The sequence below is a fragment of the Nocardioides sp. Z43_10 genome (assembly GCF_059766615.1).
Genome location: NZ_JCBAJY010000001.1, coordinates 386922 through 401244, shown reverse-complemented (window position 1 = coordinate 401244; position 14323 = coordinate 386922). Strand labels below are relative to the sequence as shown.

The window sequence follows — 14323 nt, the reverse complement described above, 5'->3', positions numbered from 1 at the left end:
CTCAGCCGGCGGCTACGCCGAGTCCGAACTCCTCGCGCCGCGCCACCGGCACCAGGTCGGCGTACTCGCCGTTGCGCTGGAGGAACTTGGCGAAGAAGGCGCAGGTGGGGATGACCGCGAGGTCGTGCTCGCGGGCGTGGTCGAGCGCCCCGACGGCGAGCTCCTTGGCGAGCCCACGCCCCTCGAAGGCCGAGTCGACCTCGGTGTGGGTGAAGTCCACCACGTCGTCGGAGAGCCGGTAGTCCACGAAGCCGGCGAGCCGGCCGTCGTCGTGGATCTCGAAACGGGCCTGGTCGGGGTTGTGCCTCACCTCGGTCATGGCGACGACGGTACCCACCGCGCACACGCCCCTCGCAAGCCGAGAGGATCGGCGCCCCGGCCCAGGTGTGATCTACGTCGCAACGGGGAATGGGGGTCTGTTGTGCGGTCATCCCGACCGCCGGGCACCTCGGGAGCTGCAGATGTCGACCACGACCACCCACCCCTCCTCCCCGCCGCCGACGTCACGGGGCCGACTCGACCCGAGACAGCTGGCGATCTGGGGGGCCGTCGCCGCCGTCGGGGCGGTGTGCTGGGCGGTGCTCGCCCTGTCGCGGGGCGAGGAGGTCTCCGCGCTGTGGATCCTGTTCGCGGCGCTGTGCTCCTACGCGATCGCCTACCGGTTCTACTCGCGCTTCATCGCCTACAAGGTGCTCGGCGTCGACGACACCCGAGCCACCCCGGCCGAGCGGCTCGAGAACGGCGTCGACTTCGAGCCGACCGACAAGCGGGTTCTGTTCGGACACCACTTCGCCGCCATCGCCGGCGCCGGTCCGCTCGTCGGGCCGGTCCTCGCCGCCCAGATGGGCTACCTGCCCGGCACCATCTGGATCATCGTCGGCGTGATCCTGGCCGGCGCGGTCCAGGACATGGTGGTGCTGTTCTTCTCGATGCGCCGCGACGGCAAGTCGCTGGGCCAGATGGTGCGCGAGGAGATCGGCGTCGTCGGCGGCATCGCCGCGCTGATCGCGGTCTTCGCGATCATGATCATCATCCTCGCCGTGCTGGCCCTGGTCGTGGTCAACGCGCTCGCCGAGTCGCCGTGGGGCGTGTTCTCCATCGGTCTGACGATCCCGATCGCGCTGTTCATGGGCTGGTACCTGCGCTCGGTGCGTCCCGGCAAGGTCCTCGAGGTCACCGCCATCGGCGTGGCGCTGCTGCTGCTCGCCATCATCGGCGGCTCCTACGTCGAGGAGTTGGGGCTCGACAGCGCGCTCACCCTCGACAAGGAGACGCTGACGCTGCTGCTGGTGGCCTACGGCTTCGTCGCCTCGATCCTGCCGGTGTGGATGCTGCTCACCCCGCGCGACTACCTCTCGACGTTCATGAAGATCGGCGTGATCCTGCTCCTCGCCGTCGGGCTGATCCTGGCCAACCCGGTGCTGGCCGCGCCCGACGTCTCCTCGTTCGCCACCAACGGCGACGGGCCCGTCTTCGCCGGCAAGCTCTTCCCGTTCGTGTTCATCACCATCGCCTGCGGCGCGCTCTCCGGCTTCCACGCGCTGATCGCCTCGGGCACCACCCCGAAGATGGTGCAGAAGGAGAGCCACGTCCGGATGATCGGGTACGGCGGCATGCTGATGGAGTCCTTCGTGGCGATCTCGGCGCTGATCGCCGCGTGCGTCATCGACCAGGGCCTGTACTTCTCGATCAACTCGCCCGTCGGCGCGACCGGGGGCACCCCCGAGACCGCCGCCGAGTTCGTGCGCACGCTCGGGTTCACGATCACCCCCGCCGAATTGAGCGCGGCGGCGGCCTCGATCGAGGAGGACTCGCTGATCTCGCGCACCGGCGGCGCGCCCACGCTCGCGTTCGGCATCTCCCAGATCTTCACCGAGGCGTTCGGCGGCGGCCTGGCGGCGTTCTGGTACCACTTCGCGATCATGTTCGAGGCGCTGTTCATCCTCACCGCCGTCGACGCCGGCACCCGGGTCGGCCGGTTCATGCTGCAGGACACGATCGGCAACTTCTGGCCGCGCTACGGCGACGTCTCCTGGAAGCCGGCCTCCTGGTCGGCCAGCGCCGTGGTGGTCGGGCTGTGGGGCTACATGCTCTACGTCGGGGTCACCGACCCGCTGGGCGGGATCAACCAGCTGTTCCCGCTGTTCGGCATCGCCAACCAGCTCCTCGCCGCCATCGCGCTGACCCTGTGCGTGACGCTGCTGGTCAAGCACGGCAAGGCGAAGTGGGCGTGGGTGCCGGGGATCGGGCTGGCCTGGGACCTGATCGTCACGATGACCGCCAGCTGGCAGAAGATCTTCAGCGACGACCCGAAGCTCGGCTACTTCAAGCAGGCCTCGGTCTATCGCGACGCCCAGGACGCCGGCGAGGTGCTGGCGCCCGCCGCGGACGCCGACCAGATGCAGCAGATCATCAACAACTCCATCCTGAACGGGACCCTGCAGGCCACCTTCGCGGTGCTGGTGATCGTGATCGTCGCCAACGCCGCCTGGGTCGTGGTCCGCACGCTGCGCGCCGGCGGTCAGGCGCCCACCACCGAGGTGCCACGGGTGGAGTCGGAGCTGGTGGCCACGTGAGCGACATCGTGGGCCACCCGGCCCGCTCCCGCGCGGCGGCCCTGTGGGGCCGAGTCCGCTGGTACCTCGCGGAGATCTCCGGGGACGCCCGCTACCAGCGCTACGTCGAGCGGTGCGCGCAGGCGGGGGAGCCGGCCCGCGACCGCGACGCCTACGAGCGGCACCGCTCGGCGCATCGCGACGCCCATCCGGAGGGGCGCTGCTGCTGATGAAACACGCGTTGCGGGATGCGTCGGGTGCGTTAACCGCTGCTTTACGTCCGCGCAACGAGACCACCGCACAGTGATCGCGGCGGGCAGGGAGCCCGCCCAGCGCGATCATCCAGTGGGGTTTCACATGCGTCCTCTCGCCTCCTCGTCCCGGTTCGGCCGCGTCCTGGCCCTCACCTCCGCCGTGCTCCTGGCCTCGAGCCTGGCCGCCGGCTGCAGCTCCGAGGAGGACGCCTCGGCCGACGACGTCGTCAAGATCGGCACGCTGCGCGGGCAGCCGCACTTCTATGCGCCCTACCTCTACGAGGACCACGCCTCGGGCGACGTCAGCTACGAGGTGGTCGCGCTGGACACCGCTCCCGCGCTGAGCGACGCGCTGGTCAGCGGCCAGATCGACTTCGCGCTGGGCAGCATCACCGCCACCATCGGCTCGGCCGCGCAGGGCAGGGACCTCCGGATCGTCGCCGGTGCGGCCGACGGGGGCAGCGGCTTCGTCGGCAACGAGTCGATCGGCGAGGTCGGTGACCTGGTCGGCAAGAAGCTCGGTTACCTGGCCTCCAGCTCGCAGGAGGTCGCGCTGCGGCTGACCCTGGAGCAGGCCGGGGTGGACATCGAGAAGATCGACCTGGTCTCGCTCAAGCCCACCGAGTTCTTCAACGCCTTCGACTCCGGGCAGATCGACGCCTTCTTCGCCCCCGAGATCGCGGTCTCGCTGGCGCTGGGGGCCGGCGGGCACGAGATCGTGTCGCCGTACGAGACCCCGATCGCGAAGGTGAACCTCGGCCTGATCACCACCGGCGAGATGATCGAGAAGGACGCCGAGCTGGTCCAGGAGGTCGTCGACACCCACGCCGCCGCGACCGACTACATGGTCGACCACCGCGACGAGTGGCTGCCCGAGCTGGTCGAGACCTACGGTGGCGACGAGGACACCTTCGACTTCGCGCTGGACAACTTCTGGCTGCGCGCGGACCTGTCGGCGCAGTACCAGACCCAGATCCAGGCGCTGATCGACCAGCTCGAGCGCCTCGGCCTGGTGAAGGGCGCCCCCGAGCTGGCCGACGTCGTCGACGACTCGTTCGCCCCGGAGGCGTCGTGACCGGCACCCTGGCCGGGGTGGCCCGGCGTACCGCGCTGGCGCTGGTGGTCCCGGTGCTGCTGGTGATCGGCTGGCACCAGGGCGTCGAGCAGCGCTGGGTGCTGCCCTTCGACATCAAGATGGGCTTCCTGCCCCCGCCGTGGGAGGTCGCGCGCGGCATGTGGGACTTCGCCTTCGGTGGCCTGCTCGACGACGCCTACAGCGGCAAGCTCTGGGAGCACCTGTGGGCCAGTACGACGCGGGTGCTGGCGGGCTTCGGTCTGGCCGCGCTGTTCGCCATCCCGCTCGGGGTGCTGATGGGGCGCTTCCCGCTCGTCAACGCTGCGCTCGATCCGACCGTGAACCTGTTCCGCCCGATCCCGGCCACGGCCTGGGTCCCGCTGGTGCTGCTGGTGATCGGCTTCGGCTCGCAGGCGACGATCTTCCTGATCCTGATCTCCAGCTTCTTCCCGATCCTGATCAACACCGTCGCCGCCGTGCGCCAGGTGCCGGAACGGATGGTGGAGGCCGCCCAGATGCTCGGCACCAGCCGGCTCGGGATCCTCACCAAGGTGGTCGTCCCGGCCGCCACCCCCGGGATCGTCAGCGGCCTGCGGATCGGGCTCGGCCTGGCCTGGGTGATCCTGGTGCTCGGCGAGAGCAACGGCATCGAGCTCGGCCTCGGCGGCGTGATCAACCTGGCCCGCGAGCTCGCCCGCACCGACCTGATCGTGGTCGGCATGGTCTACATCGGGCTGGCGGGTCTGCTCTCGGACCGGCTTCTGCTCCTGATCCTGCGGGGCGCCTTCGGGCGCCGCCCGCTCGTGCGCTGAGGAGGCGACGATGACCATCGAGACGACCAGGGCCCTGGCCCAGCTGAAGGCGGGCACCGGCACCGTCCGGGTCCAGGGGCTCTCCAAGCGCTACGGGCCGGCGGGCACGGGGGTGGACGCCCTCGCCGGGCTGGACCTGGACATCGCGGCGGGCGAGTTCGTCGCCCTGGTCGGTGCGAGCGGGTGCGGCAAGAGCACGCTGCTGCGGATCCTCGCCGGCTTCGAGACCGCGACCGGTGGCCACGTGGAGGTTGGCGGCGAGCCGGTGCGCGGGCCCGGTCCCGAGCGGGGCGTGGTGTTCCAGGACTACGGGCTGTTCCCCTGGCTGAGCGTCGCCGAGAACGTCCGGTTCGGGCTTCGTCAGCGCGGGATCCCGCGTGCCGCCGCCCGGCGCCAGGCGGAGACCTTCATCGAGCTGGTCGGGCTGACCCGGTTCGCCGACCGGTTCCCCGGCGAGCTGTCCGGCGGGATGCAGCAGCGGGTGGCGATCGCCCGGGTGCTGGCCAACGACCCGGCCGTGCTGCTGATGGACGAGCCGTTCGGGGCCCTGGACGCGCTCACCCGGACCTCGCTACAGGGCGAGCTGAGCCGGCTGCACGTCGAGACCGGCACCACCGTCGTGTTCGTGACCCACTCGATCGAGGAGGCGGTCTTCCTCGCCGACCGGGTCGTGGTGATGACCGGCGGCGCCTCGCACGGCGTACCCGGCTCGATCGCCCAGGTCGTCCCCGTCCAGCTGGGGGCGGTCCGCGACGTCAACTCGCCCGACTTCAACGAGATCGAGCGGACGATCTCCGCTCTGGTGCACGCCGGACCGCAATGACCCCGACTTGGCGGTAACCCGGCTCGGATAGCAGAGTTCGGGCCATGTCCGCCACCGCTTCGTCGTACTCCATCACCATGCGCCTGCACGCCGATCCCGACCACGGGGTGGCGGGGGCGGTGGCCACCACCATCGCGCAGGCGGGCGGCGTGGTCACCGCCATCGACGTCACCGAGTCCAGCCACGAGCTGCTGGTCGTCGACGTCACCTGCTCGGCGATCGACGAGACGCACTCGCGGGCGCTGGCCGCGGCGGTGGGGCTGATCGAGGGCGTCAAGGTCCACAAGGTCAGCGACCGGACCTTCCTGCTCCACATCGGCGGCAAGATCGAGGTCAGCTCGAAGGTCCCGCTGCGCACCCGCGACGACCTGTCGATGGCCTACACGCCCGGCGTCGGCCGGGTCAGCGCCGCGCTCGCGCGGCACCCCGAGGACGTGCGCAAGCTGACCAGCAAGGGCAACACGGTGGCCGTGGTCACCGACGGCTCGGCCGTCCTCGGGCTCGGCAACATCGGGCCGGGGGCGGCGCTGCCGGTGATGGAGGGCAAGGCCGCGCTGTTCAAGCGGTTCGCCGACATCGACGCCTGGCCGATCTGCCTGGCCTCGCAGGACACCGACGAGATCGTGCGCGCGGTCGAGATGATCGCGCCCGGGTTCGGCGGCATCAACCTCGAGGACATCGCCGCCCCGCGCTGCTTCGAGATCGAGCGGCGGCTGCGCGAGAGCCTCGACATCCCGGTCTTCCACGACGACCAGCACGGTACGGCGATCGTGGTGCTGGCCGCGCTCACCAACGCGCTGCGGGTGGTCGACAAGAAGCTGCCCGACGTGCGGGTGGCCGTCTCCGGCGGAGGGGCGGCGGGCACCGCCATCGTCACCCTGCTGCTGGCCGCGGGCGCCTGCGACGTCGTGGTCTGGGACCGGGAGGGCTGCCTGTCCGGCGACGACGACACGCTGTCGCCGAGCAAGGCGCGGCTGGCCGCGATGACCAACCCGCGCCTGGTGCGCGGCGACCTGCGTGCCGCGCTGGCCGACGCCGACGTGTTCATCGGGGTCAGCGGCCCGGGCCTGCTGCCCGCCGAGTGGATCAAGGACATGGCCCCCGACCCGGTGGTCTTCGCGCTGGCCAACCCCGATCCCGAGGTGGACCCCGCCGAGGCGGACAAGTACGCCGCGGTCGTCGCCAGCGGACGCTCGGACTACCCCAACCAGATCAACAACGTGCTGGCCTTCCCCGGTGTCTTCCGCGGTCTCCTCGACGCCCAGGCCTCCGATGTCGACACCGACATGCTGCTGCGCGCCGCCTACGCCATCGCCGGGGTCGTCACCGACGCGGAGCTCAACGCGAACTTCATCATCCCCTCGGTCTTCCACCCCGACGTCACCCGGACGGTCGCCGCCGCCATCGCCGGTCGCTGACCGCCGCCCGCGCCCGCGCCGCCGCGCGCCCGCGCCGCGCCGTACGCCCGCGCCGCCCGCGCCGCGCCGCGCCGCCCGCGCCGCGCCGCGCGCGCCGTACCCGCCTCATGTAACGCGGGGTTATGCCCACCACCACAGCGAAATAACGCTCCGGTAGTGGGCATAACCCCGCGTTACAGCGGGCTGTGGCGGGGCGGGCGGCGGGCGCGGGTACGGCGGGGGCGGGTCAGCGGTGGCCGGCGGGGGCGGGGCTGGGGGCGTCGAGGGCCGGGCTGGTGGGGCGGCCGTCGACCTTGCGGGGCCACCAGAAGCGGTCGCCGAGGGCCAGGGCCAGCGCGGGAACCAGCACGGTACGCACCAGCAGGGTGTCCAGCAGGACGCCGATGCAGATGACGACGCCGAGCTGGGCGAGTACGACGAGCGGCAGTACGCCGAGCACCGCGAACACCGCCGCGAGCAGGATCCCGGCGCTGGTGATGACGCCGCCGGTGGCCGTCAGCGCGCGCAGCATGCCCTGACGGGTGCCGTGGCCGGCGGCCTCCTCCCGGGCCCGGGTGACCAGGAAGATGTTGTAGTCGACGCCCAGCGCCACCAGGAACAGGAACGCGAACAGCGGCGTCGAGACGTCGAGCGCCTCGAACCCGAACACCCCGGTGAACAGCCACCAGGACACCCCGAGGCTGGCGGCGTAGGTGCCCAGGACGGTCGCGACGAGCAGCAGCGGCGCCACGAACGAGCGCAGCAGCACGAACAGCGCCAGCAGCACCAGGCCCAGGATCAGCGGCAGGATCACCATCCGGTCCTGCTCCGCGGCCTTGCGCTCGTCCAGCGACTCGGCCTCGGGCCCGCCGACGTAGGTCTCCTCGTACGACGCGAGCGCCTCGCGCAGGGACTCGATGGCGGCGCGGGCCTCGCCCGAGCTGGGGTCGGCGTCGAGGACCACGTCGATCTGGGCGATGCCCTCACCCTGGGCGGAGGGCCGCGCCGAGTCGACGCCCTCGGCCGCCGAGGCCGCCTGGACGACCTCGCGGGGGTCCGCCCGGGTGAGCACCTGGGTCGGCTGCGACGTGCCGGCCGGGAACGACTCCGCCAGCCGCTCGCTCGCCGAGATCGCCTCCGGCTCGTCGAGGAACTGGTCGGCGGTGCCCAGCCCGATCTGGATGCGGAACAGCCCCGTGGCCATCACCGCGAGCAGGAGGAGTGTCGCGCCGATGAAGACCAGCGGACGTCGTGCCACCTGGTTGCCGACGCGGCGCCACAGCGACGTGCCGGACTCCACCAGGGCGTCCTGGCCCAGGTGCGGCACCCGCGGCCAGAAGATCCACCGCCCGAAGATCACCAGCGCCGCCGGCAGCACGATCAGCACGAAGCTGGCAGCGACCACGATCCCGATCGCGCAGGCCAACCCCAGGCCGCGGGTGGTGGGCGTCACCGAGAGCAGCAGCGTGAGCACGCCGATGACGACGGTGGTGGCCGAGGTCAGCACGGCCTCCGCGGTACGACGCAGCGCGTGCGCCATCGCCTGGTTGCGCGACTCGGTGGTGCGCAACTCGTCGCGGTAGCGCGAGATCAGCAGCAGCGCGTAGTTGGTGCCCGCGCCGAAGACCAGCACCGAGAGGATGCCGATCGTCGACTCGTCCCACTTCACGTCCAGCACCGCCATCACCTGGGTGGCCAGGATCGCGGCGAGCCGATCCGCGATGCCGACCACGGTCAGCGGGACGATCCAGAGCACCGGGCTGCGGTAGGTGATCACCAGCAGCAGCGCGACCACGCCCGCGGTGACCGTCAGCAGCCGGAAGTTCGCGCCCTCGAAGACCGCCGCGAGGTCGGCCTGCACGGCCGCCGGGCCGGTGACCTGTCCCTCGACGCCCTCGGGGAGGCTCTCGTCCACCTGCTCACGCAGATCGGCCACCACGTCGGCGTTCTCCGAGGAGGTGGCGGACTCGACGGGTACGACGAGCAGCGCGGCGGTGCCGTCCTCCGAGGGGGTCAGCCGCGGCCCGGACGCGGCGCCGAGCAGCTCGCCGGCGCTGGAGCGGATCTCGTCGATGGCCTCGGGGGAGAGCTCGCCCTCCTCGGCGGTCCACAGCACGATCGCGACCGAGGCGTCGTCCTCGGGCAGCTGGTCGCGCAGCTCGGTGGCCAGCGTGGAGTCGGCGTCGCGCGGCAGGCCGTCCGTGGGGCCGGCGTCGCGCTCACCCTCGCCGAGCAGGCCGAGCATGGCCAGCGCGATCAGGATCGGGACCAGCGCCACCACGGCGGCGGTGCGGCGGCCGGTGATGAAGCCGGTGACGGCGGCGGCCAGGGAGCGCCCGCGGGTGGAACGGGTCTCGGTCATCGGGTCTCCCAGAGGTCAGGACGGGGGCGGAGCTGACAAGGTAGTCTGTAAATAGATTAGTCGCTAAGTTGGTGAATCAAATGCCGGAGTCCTCCACGCCGCCGGATGCGGTGCCCGCTGAGTCGCGTCCGGCTACGTCCTTCGCCGCCTCCTGGCAGCCGAATCCGGCCCTGCTGGCGCTGCGGACGCTGATCGACAAGGGCGGCGAGCTGCGCCACGTGGTGGCGCGCCGCGCCGGGATGAACGACCGGGAGTTCGCCGCCGTCGAGCATCTCACCCGCGAGGCGCTGGGGCCGGCCGAGCTGGCCCGCCGCCTCGAGGTCTCCTCGGCGGCCTCGACCGGGATCGTGGACCGACTGGCCCAGCGCGGACACGTCGAGCGCCAGCCTCACATCGCCGACCGGCGCCGCACCGAGGTGCACCTGACCGACTCCGCGCGCGAGGAGGTGCTCGGCCACCTGGTGCCGATGTTCCGCGCCCTGGCCGAGTCCGACGCCGCCTTCTCCGCCGAGGAGCGGGCCATCGTCGAGCGCTACCTCAAGGGCGCGATCGCGGCGATGGACGCGGTCATCGCCGAGCATCGCGGGCCGGACTCGGTGTCCTGACCGGGGCTCAGCCCTGCGACACCCCGCTCGCGAAGAGCGCCGCACCCACCACGCCCGCCTTGTTCAACAGCGCGGCCGGCACGATCCGGGTGTCGATGTCGAGCAGCGGCAGGAACTCCGCGCTGCGCTTGCTGATGCCGCCGCCGACCACGAAGAGCTCGGGGGAGAACAGCCGCTCCAGCGTGCGGTAGAAGACGCTCAATCGCTCGGCCCACTCGGCCATCGTGAGCCCCTCGCGGACCCGGGCGCTGTTGGCGGCGCGGCTCTCGGCGGCGACCCCGTCGATCTCGAGGTGGCCGAGCTCGGAGTTCGGCACCAGGGCGCCGTCGTTGACCAGCGCGGAGCCGATGCCGGTGCCCAGCGTGGTGACGATGACCAGTCCGTCCTGGCCGCGCGCCGCGCCGTACCGCACCTCGGCGAGGCCGGCGGCGTCGGCGTCGTTGACCACGTGCACCTCGCGCTGGAGGGCGTCGGTGAAGATCCGGTCGGCGTCGGCGCCGACCCACGAGTCGTCGATGTTGGCGGCCGAGTGCACCCGGCCGTGGCGCACGATCCCCGGCACGGTGACCCCGATCGGGGCGTTCGAGGCGGGCAGGGCGGCGACGAGTTGCCGCATCACCGCGCTGACCGCCTCCGGGGTCGCCGGCTGCGGGGTGGCGATCCGTACCCGCTCGCTGGCGAAGTCGCCCGTGTCGAGGTCGACGGGCGCCGCCTTCATGCCGGTGCCTCCGAAGTCGATGCCCAGAGGAAGTCCGCTCATTGTGCTCATGGCCCCATACGATCACGCGCCGAGCCGACCTGCCCTCCCTTGCCTCGGATCGGGCGCGAACTCCGGGCCCGCCGAACCGCGGAACCCGGTCCGCCGCCGCCGCGTCCCACCCCCCATGGACAGGCGAACGAAGAGCCCGCAGAGACTGGCCGCGGCGATCGGTGCCACCGCGCTCACCGCCGGCCTGGTGCTGGCCGGCTGCGACGGTCAGGAGAGCGACCCCGGTGGCCCCGGGGGCCCGGGGCGGGGGATCGACGCACGCGCCTACTTCGAGGACTACTCCTCCGCTCAGACCGACGGCACCGTCTACTCCCAGGGGCAGCCCGGCCCAGCGCAGCCGAGTGCGCCGGGCCCGGCCCAGGACGGAGCCGACGCCCAGGGTCAGGACGACTCCATGAGGTCGACCCTGCCGCCCGGCGCCGCGACGCCCGGTGCCCGGCCCGGGACGCCGCCGGCGCCGGGGGAGGACAACGTCTTCGTCGAGGCGGGCACCAGCGGCTTCGTCGAGACTGCCCGCGACGCGCGCTCGACGTTCGCCCTCGACGTCGACACCGGCTCGTGGGGCGTCGCGCAGGCGCTGCTGGAGGCGGGTCAGCAACCGCCCCCGGCGGCCATCCGGGTGGAGGAGTGGATCAACGCCCAGCCGCACTCCGACGCCGCCCCCACCGGATCCGACCTCGCGGTAAGCGCCGAGACCGGGATCGCGCCGGGCGCCGAGGACGCCACCCAGCTGGTCCGGATCGGCGTCGGCGCCCGGGAGGTCGACCCCGCGCGACGGCGACCGGTCAACGTCACCCTGGTGGTCGACCGCTCGGGCAGCATGGACATCCGCGAGCGCCTCGGCCTGGTGCGGGCCTCCCTCGCCCTCCTCGCCGACCAGCTGCGCGACGACGACATCGTCTCGGTGGTGTCCTTCGACGACCGGGCGACGCCGATCCTGGAGCCCACCAGGGTCGAGGACACCGACGCGATCCTGGCCGCGATCGACAAGCTGCGACCCGGCGGCAGCACCAACCTCGCCGCCGGCCTCGAGCTCGGCTATGCCCAGGCCCGGGAGTCGTACCGCGCGGAGGCCTCCAACATCGTGCTGCTCGCCTCGGACGGCGTCGCCAACGTCGGCGCCACCGGTCCGGGCGTGATCGCGGAGCGGATCGCGCGGGGGAGCCGGGACGGCATCCACCTGGTGACCGTGGGCTTCGGGATGGGCAACTACAACGACCACCTGATGGAGCAGCTCGCCGACCGCGGGGACGGGTTCTACGGCTACGTCGACGACTTCGCCGAGGCCAGGCGGCTGTTCGTCGAGGAGCTGACCACCGCCCTGGTCCCGGTGGCGATGGACGCCAAGGCGCAGGTCTCCTTCGACCCGGGGGCCGTCTCGTCGTACCGGCTGGTCGGCTACGACAACCGCGCTCTGGCCGACGAGGAGTTCGCCGACCCGGGCGTCGACGCCGGCGAGCTGGGATCGGCCCACCACGCCACTGCCCTGTACGAGGTGCGGTTGGCCCCGGGCGTGGCCCCCGGGGCGGCGATCGGCTCCGCGCAGATCCGCTGGCGCAGCCCGGACACCGAGGGCGGCACCCAGCAGCAGGTGGCGGTGGACCTCGTCGCGGCCGACCCGCAGCGCCCGCCCTCCTCGGTCTGGGAGCTGGTGGCCGCGACCGCCGACCTGGCCCAGCTGATGAAGGGCTCCGAGCTGGTCACCGAGCGCGGGGTCACGCTGGCCGGGCTGCACGAGCGGGTGGGCGCGCTGGTCGCCGACGACGTGCCCGGCGCCGATGGCCTGCTGGGGGCGGTGCGGCTCGCGCAGAGCACCGTCGGCCTCGAGGTCGACCCCGAGCAACCCGAGCCCGGCCTGCAGTAGTCGCTTTACATTCGGCAAGCCCTTGTCAACGTGGTTTACAAATACTAGGTTCATGTAAACCACTCGCCCGCGCCGGTCCCGACCGGAGCGCACGTAGACCAAGGGAGGCCGTGATGGCCACAGACCGACGAGCGACCGCGGGTCCCCTCGCCGGCCGTCGTACCGCCGACGGCACCGGGAGCATCCCCGAGGGCTCCACCGAGCAGTGGAAGGACCGCAAGCGCTACCTCTGGCTGATCGGGCTGGTGGTGCCGTCGCTGGCCTTCCTGGCCCTGGGCATGCATGCGCTGACCGGCTGGGGGGTGTGGTTCTGGATCGGCCCGGTCGTGGTGCTCGGCGTGGTCCCGGCGATCGACCTGCTGACCGGGCTGGACCGCTCCAACCCGCCCGACGACGTGATCGAGGAGCTCGAGAACGACCGCTACTACCGCTGGATCACCTATCTGTTCCTGCCCGTGCAGTACGCCGGCTTCCTCACCGCGTTCTGGATGATCGGCACCGGGGACCTCTCCTGGGTCGACGCGCTGGGCCTGGCCACGACGATCGGCGTGATCGGCGGGATCGGCATCAACACCGCCCACGAGCTGGGGCACAAGAAGGAGAGCCACGAGCGCTGGCTGTCGAAGGTGGCGTTGGCGCAGAGCTTCTACGGCCACTTCTACATCGAGCACAACCGCGGCCACCACGTCCGGGTGGCGACCCCCGAGGACCCGGCCAGCAGCCGGCTCGGCGAGAGCTTCTACCGGTTCTGGCCGCGCACCGTGCTGGGGTCGCTGAGGAGCGCGTGGCGCCTGGAGCGCAGGCGCTACGCGCGCAAGGACCAGCACCCGTTCCGCCTCGGCAACGACGTGCTGAACGCCTGGCTGATGTCGGCGGTGCTCTGGGGCGCGATGATCACCTGGCTCGGCGTGGGCATCGTGCCGTTCCTGCTGGTGCAGGCGGTGGTCGGGTTCTCGCTGCTCGAGGTCGTCAACTACATGGAGCACTACGGCATGTGCCGTCAGAAGGTGGGGCGCCCGGGCAAGGAGCGCTACGAGCGCGTCGAGCCCCGGCACAGCTGGAACTCCAACAACATCGCCACCAACGTGCTGCTCTACCACCTGCAGCGTCACAGCGACCACCACGCCAACCCGACCCGGCGCTACCAGACGCTGCGCGACTTCGAGGAGTCGCCGGTGCTGCCGACCGGGTACGCCGGGATGATCGTCCTCGCGCTGGTGCCGCCGGTGTGGCGCCGGGTGATGGACAAGCGGGTGCTGGACCACTTCGACGGCGACGTCACGCTGGCCAACATCGCCCCGCACAAGCGCGAGCGGATCCTGGCGACGCACGCCGCGCCGGGTGCCGAGGCGGCGCAGGAGGCAGGCGTGAGCGTCTCGACGGTGGTGGGCCAGGTGGGCCAGGGAGGCGCCAGCGCCGCGGGACCCGGTCCCGACGAGGTGATGGCCGCGCGCTGCCCCGGCTGCGGCTACACCTACGAGGTGGACGCGGGCGACGAGCACGAGGGCTTCGCGGCCGGTACGGCGTGGGCCGACATCCCGCAGACCTGGTGCTGCCCCGACTGCGGCGTACGCGAGAAGGTCGACTTCGTGGCGCTGACCTCGGTGGCGTCGCGATGATCATCGAGGTGGACCGCGACCTGTGTGAGGGCCTCGGCATGTGCGAGGCGATGGCCCACGAGTTCTTCGCGCTCGACGACGACGACGTGATGCACGTCCTGGACGAGAGCCCCGCTGAGGAGCACCGCACCCAGCTCACCGCCGCGGTCAACAGCTGTCCCGTGCTGGCCCTCTCCCTGAAGGGCTGA

Annotated in this window: 13 protein-coding genes; 10 read left to right on the top strand and 3 right to left on the bottom strand. The window is 71.8% G+C overall.

Annotated elements, in window-relative coordinates; translation table 11 throughout:
* Window position 1: 1 nt before the first annotated feature.
* The gene (locus AC6EI4_RS01935) at window positions 2-319 is read right to left on the bottom strand and encodes a GNAT family N-acetyltransferase (protein WP_498450404.1); all 318 of its coding nucleotides are present in this window, start codon (window positions 317-319) and stop codon (window positions 2-4) included.
* Between the two features lie 142 nt (window positions 320-461).
* Between AC6EI4_RS01935 and AC6EI4_RS01930 the strand changes: the two genes are divergently transcribed.
* From AC6EI4_RS01930 to AC6EI4_RS01905, 6 genes are all read left to right on the top strand, one after another.
* Entirely contained in the window at window positions 462-2576 is a 2115-nt protein-coding gene (locus tag AC6EI4_RS01930) for a carbon starvation CstA family protein (protein ID WP_498450403.1), read from the top strand.
* Window positions 2573-2785 carry a YbdD/YjiX family protein gene (locus tag AC6EI4_RS01925; protein ID WP_498450402.1) on the top strand — a complete coding sequence of 71 codons (213 nt, stop codon included), beginning with the start codon at window positions 2573-2575 and terminating at the stop codon, window positions 2783-2785. The genes AC6EI4_RS01930 and AC6EI4_RS01925 overlap by 4 nt, the downstream gene beginning before the upstream one ends.
* Window positions 2786-2912: 127 nt before the next feature.
* Window positions 2913-3884, top strand: a complete 972-nt coding sequence (locus AC6EI4_RS01920) for an ABC transporter substrate-binding protein (RefSeq protein WP_498450401.1) — start codon at window positions 2913-2915, stop codon at window positions 3882-3884.
* Window positions 3881-4696: an ABC transporter permease gene (locus tag AC6EI4_RS01915; RefSeq protein WP_498420213.1), complete on the top strand. Its 816-nt coding sequence runs from the start codon at window positions 3881-3883 to the stop codon at window positions 4694-4696. Before AC6EI4_RS01920 ends, AC6EI4_RS01915 begins: the two co-directional genes overlap by 4 nt.
* A gap of 10 nt (window positions 4697-4706) precedes the next feature.
* Window positions 4707-5519 (top strand): ABC transporter ATP-binding protein, encoded by an 813-nt coding sequence (locus AC6EI4_RS01910; RefSeq protein ID WP_498450400.1) that lies wholly within the window; start codon window positions 4707-4709, stop codon window positions 5517-5519.
* 44 nt (window positions 5520-5563) lie between these two features.
* Entirely contained in the window at window positions 5564-6937 is a 1374-nt protein-coding gene (locus AC6EI4_RS01905) for an NAD-dependent malic enzyme (RefSeq protein WP_498450399.1), read from the top strand.
* Window positions 6938-7163: 226 nt separating this feature from the next.
* Here AC6EI4_RS01905 and AC6EI4_RS01900 read toward each other — a convergent pair whose 3' ends face one another.
* On the bottom strand, window positions 7164-9278 hold the full coding sequence (locus AC6EI4_RS01900) for an MMPL family transporter (protein ID WP_498450398.1): 2115 nt from the start codon (window positions 9276-9278) through the stop codon (window positions 7164-7166).
* Between the two features lie 80 nt (window positions 9279-9358).
* On the opposite strand from AC6EI4_RS01900, the gene AC6EI4_RS01895 reads away from it, so the two are divergent.
* The gene (locus tag AC6EI4_RS01895) at window positions 9359-9883 is read left to right on the top strand and encodes a MarR family transcriptional regulator (protein ID WP_498420220.1); all 525 of its coding nucleotides are present in this window, start codon (window positions 9359-9361) and stop codon (window positions 9881-9883) included.
* A gap of 7 nt (window positions 9884-9890) precedes the next feature.
* Here AC6EI4_RS01895 and ppgK read toward each other — a convergent pair whose 3' ends face one another.
* A complete protein-coding gene (ppgK, locus tag AC6EI4_RS01890; RefSeq protein ID WP_498450397.1) occupies window positions 9891-10652 on the bottom strand; it encodes a polyphosphate--glucose phosphotransferase in 762 nt (253 codons plus the stop codon).
* A gap of 115 nt (window positions 10653-10767) precedes the next feature.
* On the opposite strand from ppgK, the gene AC6EI4_RS01885 reads away from it, so the two are divergent.
* The 3 genes from AC6EI4_RS01885 (at window position 10768) to AC6EI4_RS01875 (ending at window position 14323) form a co-directional block, all read left to right on the top strand.
* On the top strand, window positions 10768-12516 hold the full coding sequence (locus tag AC6EI4_RS01885; RefSeq protein WP_498450396.1) for a vWA domain-containing protein: 1749 nt from the start codon (window positions 10768-10770) through the stop codon (window positions 12514-12516).
* Between the two features lie 113 nt (window positions 12517-12629).
* Complete coding sequence (locus AC6EI4_RS01880; protein WP_498450395.1) at window positions 12630-14135, top strand: fatty acid desaturase; 1506 nt, start codon at window positions 12630-12632, stop codon at window positions 14133-14135.
* Window positions 14132-14323, top strand: coding sequence for a ferredoxin (locus AC6EI4_RS01875; RefSeq protein ID WP_498420228.1), 192 nt, complete (start codon window positions 14132-14134; stop codon window positions 14321-14323). Before AC6EI4_RS01880 ends, AC6EI4_RS01875 begins: the two co-directional genes overlap by 4 nt.

Coding starts and splice junctions, on each gene's coding strand:
- AC6EI4_RS01875 (WP_498420228.1), top strand. CDS start 14,132: ATGATCATCGAGGTGGACCGCGACCTGTGTGAGGGCCTCGGCATGTGC.
- AC6EI4_RS01895 (WP_498420220.1), top strand. CDS start 9,359: ATGCCGGAGTCCTCCACGCCGCCGGATGCGGTGCCCGCTGAGTCGCGT.
- AC6EI4_RS01935 (WP_498450404.1), bottom strand. CDS start 319: ATGACCGAGGTGAGGCACAACCCCGACCAGGCCCGTTTCGAGATCCAC.
- AC6EI4_RS01885 (WP_498450396.1), top strand. CDS start 10,768: ATGGACAGGCGAACGAAGAGCCCGCAGAGACTGGCCGCGGCGATCGGT.
- AC6EI4_RS01900 (WP_498450398.1), bottom strand. CDS start 9,278: ATGACCGAGACCCGTTCCACCCGCGGGCGCTCCCTGGCCGCCGCCGTC.
- AC6EI4_RS01880 (WP_498450395.1), top strand. CDS start 12,630: ATGGCCACAGACCGACGAGCGACCGCGGGTCCCCTCGCCGGCCGTCGT.
- ppgK (WP_498450397.1), bottom strand. CDS start 10,652: ATGAGCACAATGAGCGGACTTCCTCTGGGCATCGACTTCGGAGGCACC.
- AC6EI4_RS01930 (WP_498450403.1), top strand. CDS start 462: ATGTCGACCACGACCACCCACCCCTCCTCCCCGCCGCCGACGTCACGG.
- AC6EI4_RS01910 (WP_498450400.1), top strand. CDS start 4,707: ATGACCATCGAGACGACCAGGGCCCTGGCCCAGCTGAAGGCGGGCACC.
- AC6EI4_RS01920 (WP_498450401.1), top strand. CDS start 2,913: ATGCGTCCTCTCGCCTCCTCGTCCCGGTTCGGCCGCGTCCTGGCCCTC.
- AC6EI4_RS01905 (WP_498450399.1), top strand. CDS start 5,564: ATGTCCGCCACCGCTTCGTCGTACTCCATCACCATGCGCCTGCACGCC.